This window comes from Vibrio vulnificus CMCP6, assembly GCF_000039765.1.
In the GTDB taxonomy this organism is placed as follows: domain Bacteria; phylum Pseudomonadota; class Gammaproteobacteria; order Enterobacterales; family Vibrionaceae; genus Vibrio; species Vibrio vulnificus_B.
This window is the reverse complement of the sequence record NC_004460.2, coordinates 40370-57560: the sequence shown is the minus strand read 5'-3', so window position 1 is coordinate 57560 and position 17191 is coordinate 40370. Positions and strand designations below refer to the sequence as shown.

Here is a 17191-nt window from a genome sequence, read left to right as displayed (position 1 = left end):
ATTCCTTACGAGAAGTATTCGTTGAGGTGTTTAATACGGAACATGGTTTTCTCACTCTCGCTTTTCACACTTTCCAACGTATGCGATACCTGTTGGATCGTCGCTTCCATCATTCTTGGTAACTCAGGGTCGATAAAGTTGTGCGGCAACGCACCGTGGAAATCCGAGCGAACCTTACGTAAATGGTGTTCTGCGTCAGTGAGCTTACTGAACGCGCTGTCACATTTTTCTGCCCATTTCTGGTAATGTTCTTCATTTAGACCATCTTTAGTCACCAAGCTAACCAACACCGCACGGTTGGCAATGTCTCTGATCACCAAGTTGTTGGATGCATCCAGATCAAACTTCAAGCGACATAAATTGGTGTTTTGGTTTACGAAACCGTAAAGCTCGCCCTGACCTTCTTTGATCACTCGATCGAGTTCATCTTTCTGTACGTACACCCAGCGGCTATCACCACGTTCAGATTCAGAAACAGACATGTTGCTTTGTAGCAGCACCAATTTGACCAAGTTGCGCGTTGGGCCAACGCTGTAAATACGAGCTTCTGACGTGTCAAAAGTATGCACCTCTTTACCCTTACGCAGCAGACCAGCCGACGATTCCATCGAAAGCACAATGCCATATTGCTCTTCCAGCTCTTGTTGGATGTCCGCCAACTCTTCTCGGCAATAGTCGATTTGACTTTGTACTTCCTTTTGATCAAATGCGTAGTTAAGCGCAAACTCTTGGATAACCGAGGTCACGACCTCACGCGACTCTGGGCTGTTCCACAAGCAATCTTGCAACAGCAACAAATCGAGAGGGTTGATCTCGTCGCGACCATTAAAGAACGCACTGGCTTTGAGTAAACGCACGGCTTTTTTCCAACGTCGGTCAGAAACGTAGAGATCCGTCTCCGCAACATCAGCACCCACCGCTTCTGCTTTCTCTTCCAGCATGGTTTTCAGTTGGAACAGTTTTTCAAACACGCGATCGCTTAATTTCAGCGACTCTAAAGCCTTCTGCCACTGATGATACTCTTCGTCGGTGATCGCAAGCCCTTCAGGAATACGCGCTTCCTCCGGTGTGCCAACCGTCAGCATCGATTTAAAATTCTGTTTGTTCTGAATACGGTTAACAAACACGCGCACCAACATACGGTCATAAAGTGCTTCTAGGCCGCTGTCTTCGTCAGGCAATTCATTGGAAGCCGAGATAAGCAAACGCATTGGAACACGTTCAATATCGCTGCCGTTTTTGAATGTTTTCTCATTCACCACGGTCAGCAAGGTGTTCAAAATGGCAGGACCTGCTTTCCAAATCTCATCAAGAAACACCACTTGCGCAGTGGGTAGGTAGCCTTTTGTCAAACGGACGTAACGCCCGTTATCTTTGAGCTCTTGGATACTGAGCGGACCAAACACCTCTTCAGGGGTTGAAAAGCGAGTCATTAAGTATTCGAAATAACTACTGTTATCAAAGGCTTGAATAAGGCGTTTAGCGATTAAACTTTTTGCAATACCAGGAGGGCCAAGTAAGAAAACACTTTCACCAGCTAATGCCGCCAGCAAACAGAGTTTAATGGTGTACTCTCTTTCATACACGCCGTCGGCTAACGCGGCCGACAATTTGTTAATTCTTTCAGAAAGTAACGCTTTATCTGCATTAGACGCAAAAGAAGGGCGAATCATTACGTTACTCCTAATTCTCTTCAGTTATGGTATACGTACTTTTATACATTTGTTATCACTTTGTTACAAGTGCATTTTTTATTGACAAGCTCTTATAGCAGAACTGATTTTTCAGTGTTCCGCAGCAAACAAAGATTGCAATTATGGGAGAAAAATCACTGATTACGCAAACGATATCTGGGCAGTTCTCTAATAAGAACTTTCGTTTATCGGCTTTTGTGCGTATCTTGTTGACTTCTCATCATGAGACAGTTAGCTAGGAAAATGACACATCTATGAGCACCGTCATACATAAATGGAAAAACATCGCCCTAATAGAAGAAGAGGTGCTACTCCCGACCGGACATGCCATCGCGCACACAACGATTCAACACCCGGGCGCCTCTGTCATCCTTCCCGTCACGGAAGAGGGCAACATCATACTGATTAATCAATTTCGTCCTTCCCTAAAAAAATGGTTACTAGAACTCCCTGCTGGCACCAAAGAACAAGGTGAAGATCCTCAACACTGTGCAGAACGTGAGCTGGAAGAAGAAACCGGCTACAGCGCAGAGGAGTTTATCTCGTTAGGCCAAGTCACACCGCTTGCGGGATTTTGCGACGAAATTCAATATTTGTTTGTGGCCAAGAAACTGACACAAACCAATCGCTATCAATGCGATGAAGATGAAGTGATTCAAGTGGTCAGCTTATCCCTTGAACAACTCGAAGAAAAAATAAGAGATGGCAGCATTAGCGACGCCAAAACCATTGCTTGCTTAAGCAAAGCCAAGCTTTGCGGCTATATATAGCCAACATGAGGAGACACTATGGATTTTCGTTCTGACACCGTAACTCGCCCTACTCCCGCCATGCGCGAAGCCATGGCTAACGCCATCGTCGGCGATGATGTTTACGGTGATGACCCAACCGTAAATGAGCTGGAAGCTTTTGCCGCCAAAGAAGCCGGCTTTGAAGCGGCGCTCTTTACTACTTCAGGTACGCAAGCAAACCTGCTAGGTTTGATGGCGCATTGTGAACGCGGTGACGAGTATCTTTGTGGCCAACAAGCGCATAACTATCGTTACGAGGCTGGAGGCGCGGCAGTATTAGGTTCCATCCAACCTCAACCGGTTGAGAACAATCCCGATGGCACTTTACCGTTTGACAAGCTAGCCGCCGCCATCAAACCCGATGACAGCCACTTTGCGCGCACTAAGCTGCTGAGCCTTGAAAATACCATCAATGGTAAAGTGCTGCCTTTGAGCTATTTGCAAGAGGCACGCGCTTTCGTCGATAAACACAATCTAAAACTCCATCTTGATGGTGCTCGTGTTTATAACGCAGCAACGGCGTTGGATGTTCCAGTAAGAGACATCGCTCAGTATTTTGATTCAATGACCATTTGTCTTTCCAAAGGATTAGGCGCTCCGGTGGGTTCTCTGCTGCTGGGTTCTAAAGAATACATCGCAAAAGCACGACGTTTACGCAAAATGGTCGGTGGCGGTATGCGCCAAGCGGGTATTTTAGCCGCAGCGGGTAAGCTTGCTTTGACCGAACAAGTAGCTCAGTTAAAAGTCGATCATGCCAATGCCAAAGCATTAGCGCAGGGTTTGTCTGAGTTGCCAGGTGTGCATGTCAATCCTGATTTCGTGCAAACAAACATTGTGTTTGCCAAACTGGATGACAATGTCGACATCAACGCGATTGCGCAAAAATTGGCGGAAGAATCGATCATCATTACCCCAGGAAATCCGATTCGTTTTGTGACTCACAAAGATATTTCTCGCCAAGATATTGATCTATTTCTAGAAAAGTTGCGATTCTTCCTCGGCTAACGTCTTTACTCTTGAGCTTCCCCTTAGGGGAAGCTCTATGCTGCGACACAACACGTTTAGTTTGGAGCCGCCATGTTAAGACCAATTCTGTGCCTAGTCGCCACTGCTTTCACCTTCACCGCTCACGCAAACGCTCTTCAAGGTAATCCTGAACTCGGCAAAGTCAAAAGTCCAAGTTGCGTCTTTTGCCACGGCGCATCTGGCGTAGCGGCCAATAATGCTTACCCGCATCTGGCAGGCCAAAACGAACAATATCTGTTTGATTCCATGAAAAGCTATCAAAACGGCCAACGGACAGGTCCACTAGCCGATATGATGCAGGCACAATTACAACGCCTGAATGACCAAGACTTAAGAGACGTCGCGGCCTATTATGCGCAGCAAACTCGTTAGTTTCTGCTGAATGGCCGACTCATAATTGCCAATCTTTCGGTTGATCATGACATTAAGAATCGATTTTGCGAAACCGCTGTAAGGGGAATAAAACAGTGGTGTGAGAGCAAACCGAGATTGAGTCATCACGGGCTTTAACTTCGAAAAGGTGTTAAAGCCTTCTCGACCATGATAATGCCCCATGCCACTCTCACCGACACCACCAAACGGCAAGTCGTGTTGTGCGACATGCAGCATGACGTCGTTGATACACAAACCACCAGACAGTGTTTCTTGGGTGAACTTTTTCTGTAACCACTTATCCTCACTAAAGAGGTATAACGCCAAAGGACGCGGCCTCTGAGCAATGTAATGGAACACCTCGTCAATATGTTGATAAGTGATGATAGGCAGTATCGGTCCAAAGATCTCTTCTTGCATCACTGCCATGTCGCTCTCCACCTCCGTCACTAGATAAAATGGCAGTTTTCGACTGCCTCGCTCTGGTTCAGAATCTGGAATACAGTTGATGAGCTTCGCGCCTTTTTCCTTAGCGTCGCTGAGCAGGTGCGTTAAACGCTCAAAGGCATTGGCATCGATAATCGAGGTGTAATCTTGATGTTGAATTGTGCGAAAGCGTTTCGCCATGATGGCTTTGGTGGTTTCGACGACTTCGTTCAATCGAGATTGAGGCACAAACAGATAGTCAGGCGCGATACACGTTTGGCCACAGTTATACAATTTGCCACCAAGCAAGCGTTCTAGTGCGATCTTCACATCAAATTTTTCATCTAAGATCACTGGGGATTTTCCACCCAGCTCTAAAGTCACTGGCACCAAATTATTGGCTGCGGATTGCATCACCGCGCGTCCCGTTTTCGTTGAGCCAGTAAACAGTAAATGGTCGAACTTGAGCTTAGAAAACTCTGGCCCCATCTCGGCTTCGTCCGCGTAAATGGCCACTTCATCACGATTAAACTGCGCTTCAAACAGCTCGACCAACAACTGAGCTAAATGAGGTGAATTTTGCGACATTTTGAGCATCACGCGATTTCCTGCCGCCAGCGCCGCAACCAGCGGACCAATGGTGAGCATCAGCGGATAGTTCCAAGGCACAATCACGCCCACCACACCTAACGGCTGAGGAACAACTCTGTTTTTAGCAGGAAAAAACCAGACAGAGGTATGTCGATGGCTTGGCTTCATCCATTTCTTAAGTTGTTTTTTTGCATCTCGAATGGTTTCAATACTGGTAAACAGCTCGAGTAATCCCGTTTCACTGATTGAACGAGTACCAAAGTCTTGTTCGATGGCATAGATGATCTCGGCTTGATGCGCTTTGATGAGCGATTCAAGTTTGTTGAGGTTCTCGAGTCTTTTTTGGTAGGTGGGGTATGGGTTTCTTAGAAACGCATCGCGACTTTCTTTGAGCTGTTGACTCAATCGCTGTTTTAACTCCATGCGCCTACTCCTTATAAATGCTGACCAAACCACTATACGCATTATTTGAGTATTTGTTCAATAAATGACGGTGATGATTTGCGCATTTTGATACATCCATTTAATTCGTGCCACACGAACTATTTGTCTTTAGATCAATAAATTGTCGAATATTGTGTTTACAAAAGGCAGATGGTTTGACTTTTTATTCTAATTTAATGATATTCCATTCTCCTTTAACTTAACGTGAAAACAGACATGTCTCACACACATTCTCACTCGGTTGACGCAGCCGTGAGCAAGAAATCTTGGCAAATGCCAGATACGCTTATTCTGATTTTTATTGTTGGTATTTTCGCAGCCATTCTTACTTATCTTATTCCTGCGGGTCACTTCGACAGCCAACAAGTTAGCTATATGGTTGATGGTGCAGAAAAAACACGCACCGTTATCGACCCATCCTCTTTCAGCTATGCCACCGATGAACAGGGCGAACTGGTCTACAACCGTGTGGGGCTTTTCGCCTCTGGCGGTGGCATTGGCTTGATGAACTTCCCATTTGAAGGGCTGGTTTCTGGCTCAAAATGGGGCAGCGCGATTGGCGTCATCATGTTTATGCTGGTGATTGGTGGTGCGTTCGGTGTTGTGATGCGCACGGGTACAATCGACAATGGCATTCTGCGCCTGATCGATAAAACCAAAGGGAGTGAGGCTTTATTCATTCCTGTGCTGTTTTTGTTGTTTTCACTTGGTGGTGCCGTGTTTGGTATGGGCGAAGAAGCCGTTGCGTTCGCCATTATCATCGCGCCTTTGATGGTGAGACTGGGTTACGACGGTATTACCACCGTGATGGTCACTTACGTTGCGACACAAATTGGTTTCGCCACCTCTTGGATGAACCCATTTTCCGTGGCTATTGCCCAAGGGATTGCCGGCATTCCCGTGCTTTCAGGCATGACTGTACGTATGGCGCTATGGGTAGGTTTCACGCTAATTGGTATTGCTTTCACCATGATCTACGCGGCGCGCATCAAGGCCAATCCAGAATTTTCCTACAGCCGTCGTACCGATGCCTATTTCCGTCAGCAAGAGTTAGGAAGCCATGACTCGCGTTGGAACCTAGGTGATACGCTGGTGATTCTCACGGTGATTGCGGTCACCATTTGGGTAGTATGGGGCGTGGTCGTGCATGCTTGGTATATTCCTGAAATTGCTTCGCAGTTCTTCACCATGGGTTTTGTCGTTGCCATTATTGGTACTGTTTTCCGTCTCAATGGCATGACTCTTAATGATGCCGCAGACGCGTTTAAAGAAGGCGCGAGCATCATGCTTGCCCCCGCTCTGTTGGTTGGCTGCGCAAAAGGCGTATTGTTGATTCTTGGTGGCGGTACTACAGATGAAGCGAGCGTCCTAAACTCTATTCTCAACAGTGCTGGCGGTGTGATCAGCGGTCTGCCTGATGTGATGGCCGCGTGGTTAATGTACGTATTCCAATCGGTGTTCAACTTCTTTGTGACGTCAGGTTCTGGCCAAGCGGCACTCACCATGCCATTGCTATCACCACTGTCAGACATCGCGGGAGTTACTCGTCAGGTCGCGGTACTGGCATTCCAACTTGGTGATGGGTTTACCAACGTGATTGTGCCAACTTCAGCCTCTCTCATGGCGACGCTGGGCGTATGCCGCATTGACTGGGGTGACTGGGCGAAATTCTGCTGGCGCTTTATGCTGTTACTCTTTACTCTATCGAGCATTGTTGTGGTCGCAGCGCATTTGATGGGCTTTGCGTAAGCAAAACCGTTTGTTGCAAGCCAGTCGGCAAAAAGACGGCTGGGCTTAGCCATCCCAATTGATAAGGGCGAGATCCATTCTCGCCTTTTTTTAATTTTGCTCCGTGGCGATTGAGTAACGCTCGCGAGTGATGACTAATTTGGAGTTTACCGTTTCATGACAACACACTACTTAGATGACGTTATTCAAAGTCACCAAGTAATCCAATCTCTCAACGTGGATGATCTTCCCGCGGGAGAGCACAAATTTTGGTTCCGCATTGCAACCAATGCACTTGGTCAGTGGCAACACATGCCTGTCCTCGTTTTCAAAGGCACCGAATCAGGGAAGAAGTTTGTCATTACCGCTGGTGTTCATGGTGATGAATACAATGGCGTGCTGGCGGCCCAGCAGGTTGCACGCGATTTAGTGGGCCAGTCTATGGCAGGCTGCGTGACCATCGTGCCAACCATTAATCTAACGGGCATGCTCAATCACAGCCGCGATTTTTACTCTGCCGATCCAGATGTTTCTCCTGCGAATCTAAACCGCTTTTTTCCGGGTGACGACAAAGGTAATGAAGCACAGCGCTATCTGCACGCTATTTGGCACCATTTATTAAAGCCCAATGCTGAACTGGCGATCGATTTACACACTCAAACCAGTGGCGCTATCTACCCACTGTATATTTTCGCCGATTTTCGTCTTGCTCAATCATTGGAAATGGCGCGCCTTGCAGGGCCCGATGCGATTTTGAATGATCCTGGCGACGCGGGCGTATTGGAAACGGTATGGAATCAGCATGGTATCCCAAGCATCACCATTGAAGTGGGCATGGGGCGTTATACCGAAAGCGACTTGGTTGCTCGCACCGCTTCTGGTATCGCCAATATTCTGAGACATCATAACGTCATCCAAGGCGATAGCATCGCACCTAAGCCGGCTTTTGAAGGGCAAAGCGTGACCTCTATTCGCGCCGAGCTCGGTGGCTTTATCCTCCCACAAGTGGCGATGATGCAATCGGTCGAACAAGGAGCGCTGCTGGCGATTCAATACGACAGCTTCGGTGATGAAGTTTGGCGTTATCACGCGCCGAAAGCCGGTATCGTGCTCAGTCACAATATTGAATCCATGCGCGCTGCAGGCGCACTTGTGGTGAGATTGATTCACGCATAAATCACACAAAAAGGGCGATTGGCAACACCAATCGCCCTTTTTACCAACTCTTGTAGATATGCCCAAGTGACTTCAAGGTGCCGGATTCAGAGCTTGGGGTTAAACCCTCATTTAGAACTGATAAGCAATATGGATACCTGCGCCATCATGGCTCACCCATGGCAGCACTTGGATATTTTCATCGTAGGCGTCAGTAAAGATCCACGCTGACAGCGTGCCTAAAGCAGCACCTGCGATCACATCACGCCAGTAGTGCCTCTTAGCCTCCACTCTCCCCACGCCAACCAAGGTTGCAATCGTGTAGGCAGGCAAACCCGCCTGCCAACCGTAGCGAATTTGCAGCGTCGTCGCGGAAGCAAATGCATTGGCGGTATGATTAGAGGGAAAGCTATCAAAACCTGATTTATCCGGCCTTTCTTCTTCAATGGTCACTTTTCCCAATAGACCGACGGCAGACGCGGTGCCAATACTCAACCCTGCTTGCCAAAAGCCTTGCCAATCGTCTTTATAGAGTGGTACTGCCGCTGCGGTGGCGACCAAGCCGTACGCTCCGATGTCACTAAACGTCTCCCACCCTTTAGAACCTTGAGCATAAACAGGCGCAGCACATAATGCGCCTGCAGTAAGCGTTGTTAAACAGCAACGTTTCATGAAGTACCTCATCACAAACAAGCTAATGTTTGCGCCAAACTGTGCACCAAACCATTTGGGTGACATTGAGAATAAAAAAAAAGCCAATCACAATAAGAGGTGATTGGCTGTATATATTTGTGAACAATCAGGTTCACTAACAACGTCAGTTGGCTAGGTGACCCTCGGCTTAAAAAGGGTCAATCTTATTAAAGCAGAAAGCGTGCCAACTTTAAAAACGTACACCAACCCTATTATTTGCTACATTTTTAACCAAAATGCAGATAAACAAGGTTCATATTGGTCGATAAACCAAGCCAATATAATGCAAATTGCAAAAACAGATTTGCATTATGCAATTACCGCGAAGTTCAACAAGCTATACTCGCTGATATTGGATGACGTACAACTGCTCTATCCCAGGGTAAATTTCTTGAATGACTTCTTTCAACGTTTCCAGCGTCATGTTTTCTTGCTCTGCATGAAACTCGTTCAACGCCGAGAACGCTATAGGTTCCACGCTTAAGATTTTCAGTTGGCAGAAAACACGCCCTTCCTCTAGTGTTGAGACTTCAACGGTGGTTCCTGGTTGATAGTCCTTTTCTGACTCGTCGCGAATTGTGATGGTTTTCTTGCCTGCAAGAATGTCTGCTTCAAAACGTGAGAAAAAAGTCATTTTGGTTGGTGCTGTCATCACTACCTCTTCTATTTGATCAGCCAAAAGGGGCATTAGAATGCATTCGTCATACACTTAAATCAGTGAACTGATGCAATGCGCATTTTCATAACGTTGTATATGTGTTTGAATGAGTAACCTAAAACACGGAAAGAGCTGATATGAAACGGATAATTCTACTGCTAAGCCTTTGTTTATTTCTATTCAACCCTGCAACTTTGGCATCACCACAGCAAGGTTGGATTTTTGACTCCAGCGACAATGGTATCACCATCCATTATCGTGAGCACACAGATGGCTTGGTGGAGATTCGTGCGCAAATGTTTTTCCCCACCAGCTATGCCGCGTTTTTGAAATTACTGGAAGACACTGACAACGTGCCTAACTGGATTGACAATGTTGCTCACAGCCATGTCGTGCAACAGTTATCACCGCGAGAAAACATCGTTTACACCCAATTTTCTGCGCCCTGGCCTGCACAAAATCGCGATATGCTGACTTATTCAAAGTACAGCCTAGATGAAGCCGGATTCACCTTGCAGATCAGCGATGCACCTGAGACCGCTTTCCCTCGGGATCCTGACTACATTCGCATCACACAAGTCAAAGCGATCTGGGTGCTGAATAAGCTCACCAACGACACCACTCACATTGAATACACCGCGTTTGCAAATCCTGGCGGCGCCCTACCCGATTGGTTGGTGAACAAGCTGGCCAAAGAAAGTGCACGCGCCACCTTTGAAGGCTTACGTGAGCAGTTACCGCGTTTTCAACACCTTCGGCATCCACACATTTCTGAGTAGCCTCAAACGATCATTATCCGCTACTCGTCATACGTTATCGTTATCCGTTATCCACTCACATTAAGCGAATAGAGCGGCGTTTGGCTCTGTTTGCCAATGTCTCTGCAATCGTCAACAGTAAGCCAAACCAAATCAAGCCAAAGCTCACCATTTTCACTTGATCGAAATACTCAGCAAAAATAAACACGGCGAGGAGAAACTGTAACGTTGGCTCAATATATTGCATCAGGCCAATGTTCGTCATATTGGTATAACGAATAGCAATGGAATAAAAAATAAGGGGCGCGATGGTGACAGGTCCGCTACCCAAATATAATAAAAGCGTTGAAAGATCGGAGGAAAGAGAAACCGCGTCGCCTTGCGCGTATTTCATCGCCATATAAATGGAGGCCACAGGAGCAAGCAGCAATGCTTCAAAAAATAATGTCGTGCTCCAATCGTAGGCTATTTTCTTTTTACAAAAACCGTAGAGGGTAAAAAATACCCCCATGGTTAATGCAACGTACGGAATTTCACCGTAATGGACAATTTGATACCCCAGCCCTAAAGCGGCAAAAATGATCGCCAGCTTTTTACCCTGAGAGAGCGTTTCTTTGAGCACCAACACACCAAGCGCCACCATCATTAACGGGCTAATGAAAAAACCAAGGCTGGCATCAATCACGCGATCATTGGTCAGCGCCCAAGTGAAGGTGGACCAAGAGATACACATCAGCAACGCGGCGATCAGGGTATAAAGTAGCGATCGCTTGTCGTGCCACACTCGACGAAATTCAGGCAACTTGCCTGTAATAAAGTACACAAGCACCAAGCCGACAGGGACAGAAGCAATGACGCGCATGGCCAACAGCTCATCCATTTGAGCAGACGGCATCAAACGGTAATAGATTGGTGTCAGGCCCCAAATAAGAAAAGAGATGGCCGCCATGATATTGCCATAGCTGGTGGTTTTCATAAGTGCTCAATGACATAGTAAAGACGTGGCAATTCTAACTCTACACTCCATTTTTCGCTATGATATTTTGCAAATACATACAATCACAAAATATCATCTCTTACATAGATTGCTTATATTAAACACAGAATTTGATTGATTAAATTAATATATTCACACCTATAAATAACGCTTCTAAATCATCTCTTTTTTTCATCACACTTTTTCGAGAAATTAATTCCAAATCCAATCAATTAATTCGCCTCATCGTTATTCTCATCCTAAATTATGCCTGACATCACACATAGGCAAACCTTCTGAAAAGATGGGACGCAAAGCTTCCGGTCTGTCGGTATTTTTATCATACCCAAGATAGCGGGGCCGCCGCTCTCACTAGAGAGTGTTCTCACCAAGCACGTCAGTGCGCTCTTTACGAGCCATTCATCGCCTTGGGAATAACATGCGTATGCTGTGGTTGAAGATTGGCAATATAGCCAAATAAAGTCAGCAATCAAAAAGAGTATGTTATGAAAAAACAACCGCAAAAAACCTTACTGGCCATTGCTCTATCCGTCGTAAGCGGAACCGCAATGAGCCATGGTTATGTTTCTGCAGTGGAAAATGGTGTCGCAGAAGCTCGTGTGACACTGTGTAAGTTCGCTGCGTCAACTGGAGAGAAAAACACCAACTGTGGCGCAATTCAATATGAACCGCAAAGCGTTGAAGGGCCAGATGGCTTCCCCGCGTCCGGTCCGCGTGATGGCAAAATTGCCAGCGCCGAGAGCGCGTTAGCCAACGCACTTGATGAGCAAACCGCAGACCGCTGGGTAAAACGCCCGATTCAAGCCGGTGCGCAAAACTTTGAGTGGACCTTTACCGCCAATCACGTGACCAAAGATTGGAAATATTACATCACCAAACCAGATTGGAATCCAAATCAACCACTTGCCCGCGCCTCATTCGATCTCACCCCTTTCTGCGTCGTGGACGGTGGCATGGTTCAACCGCCGAAGCGCGTTAGCCACACATGTAATGTACCTGAACGCGAAGGTTACCAAGTGATTTTGGCGGTTTGGGATGTGGGTGACACCGCCGCCTCTTTCTACAATGTCATTGATGTCAAATTCGATGGCGATGGCCCTGCTCTGCCAGATTGGCAACAAGGCGGCCAGATCATTCCAACCATGAACCTCAATGTCGGTGACACCGTCTTTACACGCGTATTTGATCTCGCGGGGGAGAATCCAGCCTACACGACAGAACTGGCGATCGACAGCGACGCGTTGACGGTAGCAAACAATTGGTCACACGCTCTAGCGGTGAAAATTAACCAAACCCAAAGCGAGATCGCAGCAGGCCAGCTCAACGAGCAAAATCAGTTCGTTCCGGTTTATGGTACTAACCCAATTTTCCTTAAGTCTGGCAGCAACCTGCAGCGTGTCGAGATCGGCTACAAAATTGAAACGCCTGCACCTGAGTACGACGTCACCCTATCGGGTTTGGCCTCTGAGTATCAAATTGGTGATGCGCCTGTAACGCTCGATTTAGGCTTACAAGCAACTGGCGATATTACGACGGAACTGACCATCTATAACCACCACAAAGAGCCGCTTGCTTTTGAAACGGTTGCAATGACAGACGGTGAGAACAAAGCGGTCAGCATGACATTAAGCAAATCAGAAGCAGGCCACCATATGTTGGTAACCAAAGTCCTAGACAAAGACGGCACGCTGCAAAAGCAGCAAACGTCTGACTTCATGCTGACGGAAACGCAAACACCACCGCCAAGTGATGATTACGACTTTGTCTTTCCAGATGGCTTGAGCTCATACACGGCGGACACCAAAGTGCTCGCCAGCGACGGTGCGATCTACCAATGTAAGCCATTCCCATACTCTGGTTACTGTGTTCAATGGACACCAACCGCAACTCAATACCAGCCGGGTACTGGCTCACACTGGCAAATGGCGTGGGACAAACTGTAAACCTTTCCCCTATATGTGATTTATCACATGCATAACGACCAAAGCGATGCCAATTGGCATCGCTTTTTTTATCTCGCGTAAACCTGTTATTTCCCCGCCCTAAGTGGCATTCAAATTGGCCACAAACAGCTCAATGCTTCGCCGCTGTGTGTTGGGGTTAAGGAACACCGCTTTTTCGCCGGGTAGAAAAAGGCAATGCCCTGCTTCGTTGTAATCGGTTCTGGCAATCGAATCGACCCAATTGGTTTTCAAATAGCGACCTTTTCTTGCTAAGAAGTTGTTGCGATGGTAGGTCGCGCTGCTGACGAGACTTTCCATATACGCCTTTTGCCTGATAAGCCGTCGCTCTCGGTAAAACAGCGCTTGCGCACTCTCTTCCATCTCTGGCGGATAGAGACGAAAAGTGACACAAGGGCCTTGATTGCTGCCGGAGACCACTTTGCAATTGCGTAATTTAGAGAGCAAACAGCGCAGGTAATTGGCGTTCTGCAAGCCGTGTGCGATCAGCATTTGATAGCCTTCAATTCCAATACTTTCTAACGCAGAATAAGCGGAAAATACCCCCACTGCACTGCGGGAACATTCGATGGTGGATTGAAGATGCGTTTGATTCCGTTGTTGCGCTTCGAAATAGGAGAAATAGTCTGCATCGTGTTGTAACGCCTGCATATCCTGACGATCTTTCACCAAAATCAAACTGGAGGTGTAAGGGACATAGCCCCACTTCTGAAAATCAATGGTGATGGAATCGGCGTAGCGCAGACCCTTGACTAAAGAGTTGGTGACTTCTAACCCTTCTAAGGTCGCGGTATTGATCGCCAATTCATTCCGCTCAAAAGCATATTCTTTAAAAAAGAGCAGTGTCCAACCGACGGCAGCATCGACATGAATGTGTGGCCGATAGTTCAAACCATACTGGCGACATAAGCGCTCTCGTAGCAGGTAAACAGCAGCCACGTCGTCTATGGCAAAAGTATCGGTGGTACCAAAGGTCAACAAAATCGTCGGGACGATGATGTCATGGCGGATGCAATACTCAAATTGCTTGGTCAGATCATTGAGGTCAATTTGGTTGTTTTCATTCACCTTGATGCGAAGCAGTTGTTTACCTATATCTACACCAAGCAGTGAAAGATTGGTGACGTTGGAGTAGTGCCCCGCTTGGGAATTGATAAACGCCAGTTTCTTATCCCCAATACCCGTTGTGGCTGAATCAGGGAAACACTTTCGTAACCCAAGTAGATAACCGTAGAGATTGCAAAACGTCCCACCTTGCGTGAAAAGTCCTGTGGCTTTTTGGTCATCGTATCCCACTAGGTTTGCAATTTGCCGCACCACGACACTTTCTAATTCGGTGGCCCGCCCAGCGTACTCGCTGTAAACCAAATTGGGATTTGCGATGGTGGCCAACAGCGCACCATGAATGGCAGGATCGCTCGGCGTTGAAATGACGTTTTCCACTGCGCTTGGATCATCCCAGTTTTTACTGTGTCCAGCCGCAAAAAGTGCTAACGGCTCGAACGGCTTTATCACTTGGCTGGAAGCGTGTGGAATGTAACTGTCTGCCGCCAGCCGTTTGGACAAAATCGGATTGGTTGGCATGGTGAGATTACGTTTATGCCCAACCAGTTCAGCCACTTGCTTGATTTTGTAAATCGGCCACAAATTGGGATCGCGGGAAAAGAACTGCTTGACCAGTTTTTGGTGACAATAGGCAAAATGCTGCGATATCTGGTTATTTTGTTTCTCTAGCCAAGCATGAACCATTAATTTCGTCATAAACTCGCTCCTAACAAAGAAACGATAGCGGGCCTATACAGCCCGCTACAAAGTGACAACCGTTACTGCAGTTTGAAATTGGACACGAGTTTATCGAGTTCGTGGTTAGAATCGGCCAACGACTCCGTCGCAGCAACCGTTTGACGGCCACTTGCCACCAGATTGGTGACAATATCTCGAATGGCCAGCATATTGCGACTTAGCTCAGCCGCCACGGTGCTTTGCTCTTCCGTCGCTGCGGCAATTTGCGTACTGACATCATCAATATCTCGTACAGAACCGCTCATTAAGTTGAGACTGTTGGAAACTTCCGACGTCTTGCTGGCAGTTGATTGGCATTGCTGTTTGGTGCGTTCCATTGATGCCACCACACTAGAGGTGCCATCAAGCAATTTTGACAACATTTCTGAAATTTCTGTGGTGCTGTTCTGCGTTCTCGCAGCCAAAGCGCGCACCTCATCGGCGACAACGGCAAATCCACGGCCCTGCTCACCAGCACGTGCCGCTTCAATTGCGGCGTTCAATGCCAGCAAATTGGTTTGCTCAGAAATCTCACCAATCACGTTCAGCACTTCACTGATTTTATTGGCGTCTTGGTTCATGCTGACAATGCGATCGGACATCTCCTCCACATCGTTGACCAAGGCGCTGACTGTGCTCACCGCGTTGTTGACGATCTCTAGAGATTGCTTGGCTTCTTTACTCGCTCCTTCGGTAATTCTATTCGACTGAGTGACGTTCTCCGCCACTGAGCGCGCACTTTCGCTCATCTCGGTAATTGCCGTTACCACCTGATCGGTTTCTGCTGAATGGGTGATCAACACTTTTTCGTTTTCCACCGCCGTTTGATTGAGCTGCACAATGTTAGAGGAAATATTTTGGCTTGCTTCAGACACTTGCAACATCATGCCCTGTAAGCTCTGCACAAAGCGGTTGAAACCTTCACTGATCTGCGCAAGGTCATCTCCCCCTTCAACCGTCAGTCTCGCGGTTAAATCGCCAGAACCTTTTGATAGTCCTAGTACGGCTTTTTTCAATTTGAGCAATGGTTTATAAGCATGCTCCAGTGTTAACACCATCACCACCGCACTGACCAGCAGTAAGATCACCCCTGTCACGACCGCTTCATTTTGCGCTTCTCGTACTCCCGCCAACGCGGTGTCCTGATCGACAAACACCATCAAGGTCCAATATTGATCTTGGGTTAAATTGACGCGTTGGAAGTAGCCATCAAACTCAATGCCCAGATAGGGAAATTGCAAATGCCCCTGCTGCTGATTAAAAAACGCGCGCTCCATATCGCTGAACACAGGGCTCACTTGCGACGGGGTTTTACCGATGTCATTGGGATCGTCACTGGCAAAAAAGACCGCATTTTTGTCGGTTAAGGTGGCGGCCCCACCAGCAAATCGCATATTGCTGACCATTTTGATGATTGCCGCTAGCGGAATATCGCCCAGCAATACTCCTTGGAACTCACTGCCGTTATAAACAGGCATGATGGCGCTAACCACCTTTTCCCCAGTGATTTTGTCAATGTAAATATCGGTGAGCTTGACTCCTTGGCTGCCTTTCGCCATTCGATACCAATCACGCTGAGAGAAATTTTGCTCCTCAGTGGTGATACCACTGGCATGGAGAGACATATAAGAGCGTCCGTCCTCATACGCCATAATAATATTGGAGATGCCTGCACTTTCTGCCAATAAGCGCACCAAATTGACATTCTGCTCGTCGCTTAATGAGGCGTTAAAATGTTTGGACCCGACCTCTACCGCTTTGAGCTGAATAGCAATCGCATGTTGCAGTTCATCAACGTGATAATTGAGCTTGTTTTGTGTTTCAGAGACCAACGACGCCACCATCTTTTCTTTGAGCGAAATGATGTTTAGCGTGCCTAATATTCCTAATGACAGCGCCACCAATAAAGCAACGCTCGTGTAGATACGAGATTTGAAGCCTAAAGTCATAACTCCCCCTAACTATCCTATAGTCAGATATCGATTATTTAGGGAGTGCCTAGTTTTTAATTATGCTCAGCAAACACTGATATGGAACCAAAAGCACACCCAGCCAACTCTATAAACATAGCTAGGGTATGGGAAAATATAAAACTAATTTTATATGAAACTATTT

At 47.1% G+C, this 17191-nt stretch carries 14 protein-coding genes and 1 riboswitch; of the genes, 7 read left to right on the top strand and 7 right to left on the bottom strand.

Annotated features, from left to right (window positions below; translation table 11 throughout):
• Positions 1–5 precede the first annotated feature (5 nt).
• On the bottom strand, positions 6–1673 hold the full coding sequence (locus VV1_RS15450; protein ID WP_011081044.1) for an ATPase RavA domain-containing protein: 1668 nt from the start codon (positions 1671–1673) through the stop codon (positions 6–8).
• A gap of 275 nt (positions 1674–1948) precedes the next feature.
• Between VV1_RS15450 and VV1_RS15445 the strand changes: the two genes are divergently transcribed.
• The 3 genes from VV1_RS15445 to VV1_RS15435 all read left to right on the top strand — a co-directional run bounded on the left by VV1_RS15445 (position 1949) and on the right by VV1_RS15435 (position 3883).
• On the top strand, positions 1949–2464 hold the full coding sequence (locus VV1_RS15445; protein WP_011081043.1) for an NUDIX hydrolase: 516 nt from the start codon (positions 1949–1951) through the stop codon (positions 2462–2464).
• Between the two features lie 18 nt (positions 2465–2482).
• Positions 2483–3490 carry a low-specificity L-threonine aldolase gene (gene ltaE / locus VV1_RS15440; RefSeq protein WP_011081042.1) on the top strand — a complete coding sequence of 336 codons (1008 nt, stop codon included), beginning with the start codon at positions 2483–2485 and terminating at the stop codon, positions 3488–3490.
• 72 nt (positions 3491–3562) lie between these two features.
• On the top strand, positions 3563–3883 hold the full coding sequence (locus tag VV1_RS15435; protein WP_011081041.1) for a c-type cytochrome: 321 nt from the start codon (positions 3563–3565) through the stop codon (positions 3881–3883).
• Here the strand turns inward: VV1_RS15435 and VV1_RS15430 are convergent.
• The gene (locus tag VV1_RS15430; protein WP_011081040.1) at positions 3842–5323 is read right to left on the bottom strand and encodes a coniferyl aldehyde dehydrogenase; all 1482 of its coding nucleotides are present in this window, start codon (positions 5321–5323) and stop codon (positions 3842–3844) included. The genes VV1_RS15435 and VV1_RS15430 overlap by 42 nt on opposite strands.
• A 294-nt stretch (positions 5324–5617) precedes the next feature.
• On the opposite strand from VV1_RS15430, the gene yfcC reads away from it, so the two are divergent.
• A complete protein-coding gene (gene yfcC, locus VV1_RS15425) occupies positions 5618–7093 on the top strand; it encodes a putative basic amino acid antiporter YfcC (protein ID WP_043921232.1) in 1476 nt (491 codons plus the stop codon).
• Between the two features lie 156 nt (positions 7094–7249).
• Complete coding sequence (locus VV1_RS15420; protein WP_011081038.1) at positions 7250–8248, top strand: succinylglutamate desuccinylase/aspartoacylase family protein; 999 nt, start codon at positions 7250–7252, stop codon at positions 8246–8248.
• Positions 8249–8359: 111 nt separating this feature from the next.
• Here the strand turns inward: VV1_RS15420 and VV1_RS15415 are convergent, their stop codons facing one another.
• Together VV1_RS15415 and yqfB are read right to left on the bottom strand one after the other, a co-directional pair.
• The gene (locus VV1_RS15415; protein ID WP_413764034.1) at positions 8360–8899 is read right to left on the bottom strand and encodes a phosphatase PAP2 family protein; all 540 of its coding nucleotides are present in this window, start codon (positions 8897–8899) and stop codon (positions 8360–8362) included.
• A gap of 358 nt (positions 8900–9257) precedes the next feature.
• Positions 9258–9572 (bottom strand): N(4)-acetylcytidine aminohydrolase, encoded by a 315-nt coding sequence (gene yqfB, locus VV1_RS15410; RefSeq protein ID WP_043921115.1) that lies wholly within the window; start codon positions 9570–9572, stop codon positions 9258–9260.
• Between the two features lie 143 nt (positions 9573–9715).
• On the opposite strand from yqfB, the gene VV1_RS15405 reads away from it, so the two are divergent.
• Positions 9716–10357: an START domain-containing protein gene (locus VV1_RS15405; RefSeq protein WP_011081035.1), complete on the top strand. Its 642-nt coding sequence runs from the start codon at positions 9716–9718 to the stop codon at positions 10355–10357.
• Between the two features lie 55 nt (positions 10358–10412).
• On the opposite strand, the gene rarD is transcribed toward VV1_RS15405, so the two are convergent.
• Entirely contained in the window at positions 10413–11312 is a 900-nt protein-coding gene (gene rarD / locus VV1_RS15400; RefSeq protein WP_011081034.1) for an EamA family transporter RarD, read from the bottom strand.
• A gap of 276 nt (positions 11313–11588) precedes the next feature.
• A riboswitch (cyclic di-GMP riboswitch) is annotated at positions 11589–11680 on the top strand.
• A gap of 138 nt (positions 11681–11818) precedes the next feature.
• Between rarD and gbpA the strand changes: the two genes are divergently transcribed.
• Positions 11819–13276 (top strand): N-acetylglucosamine-binding protein GbpA, encoded by a 1458-nt coding sequence (gene gbpA / locus VV1_RS15395; protein WP_011081033.1) that lies wholly within the window; start codon positions 11819–11821, stop codon positions 13274–13276.
• A gap of 99 nt (positions 13277–13375) precedes the next feature.
• Here the strand turns inward: gbpA and VV1_RS15390 are convergent, their stop codons facing one another.
• Positions 13376–15055: a pyridoxal phosphate-dependent decarboxylase family protein gene (locus tag VV1_RS15390; protein ID WP_011081032.1), complete on the bottom strand. Its 1680-nt coding sequence runs from the start codon at positions 15053–15055 to the stop codon at positions 13376–13378.
• Between the two features lie 62 nt (positions 15056–15117).
• Complete coding sequence (locus VV1_RS15385) at positions 15118–17025, bottom strand: methyl-accepting chemotaxis protein (RefSeq protein ID WP_011081031.1); 1908 nt, start codon at positions 17023–17025, stop codon at positions 15118–15120.
• Between the last annotated feature and the right edge of the window lie 166 nt (positions 17026–17191).

Coding starts and splice junctions, on each gene's coding strand:
- VV1_RS15450 (WP_011081044.1), bottom strand. CDS start 1,673: ATGATTCGCCCTTCTTTTGCGTCTAATGCAGATAAAGCGTTACTTTCT.
- VV1_RS15445 (WP_011081043.1), top strand. CDS start 1,949: ATGAGCACCGTCATACATAAATGGAAAAACATCGCCCTAATAGAAGAA.
- ltaE (WP_011081042.1), top strand. CDS start 2,483: ATGGATTTTCGTTCTGACACCGTAACTCGCCCTACTCCCGCCATGCGC.
- VV1_RS15435 (WP_011081041.1), top strand. CDS start 3,563: ATGTTAAGACCAATTCTGTGCCTAGTCGCCACTGCTTTCACCTTCACC.
- VV1_RS15430 (WP_011081040.1), bottom strand. CDS start 5,323: ATGGAGTTAAAACAGCGATTGAGTCAACAGCTCAAAGAAAGTCGCGAT.
- yfcC (WP_043921232.1), top strand. CDS start 5,618: ATGCCAGATACGCTTATTCTGATTTTTATTGTTGGTATTTTCGCAGCC.
- VV1_RS15420 (WP_011081038.1), top strand. CDS start 7,250: ATGACAACACACTACTTAGATGACGTTATTCAAAGTCACCAAGTAATC.
- VV1_RS15415 (WP_413764034.1), bottom strand. CDS start 8,899: ATGAAACGTTGCTGTTTAACAACGCTTACTGCAGGCGCATTATGTGCT.
- yqfB (WP_043921115.1), bottom strand. CDS start 9,572: ATGACAGCACCAACCAAAATGACTTTTTTCTCACGTTTTGAAGCAGAC.
- VV1_RS15405 (WP_011081035.1), top strand. CDS start 9,716: ATGAAACGGATAATTCTACTGCTAAGCCTTTGTTTATTTCTATTCAAC.
- rarD (WP_011081034.1), bottom strand. CDS start 11,312: ATGAAAACCACCAGCTATGGCAATATCATGGCGGCCATCTCTTTTCTT.
- gbpA (WP_011081033.1), top strand. CDS start 11,819: ATGAAAAAACAACCGCAAAAAACCTTACTGGCCATTGCTCTATCCGTC.
- VV1_RS15390 (WP_011081032.1), bottom strand. CDS start 15,055: ATGACGAAATTAATGGTTCATGCTTGGCTAGAGAAACAAAATAACCAG.
- VV1_RS15385 (WP_011081031.1), bottom strand. CDS start 17,025: ATGACTTTAGGCTTCAAATCTCGTATCTACACGAGCGTTGCTTTATTG.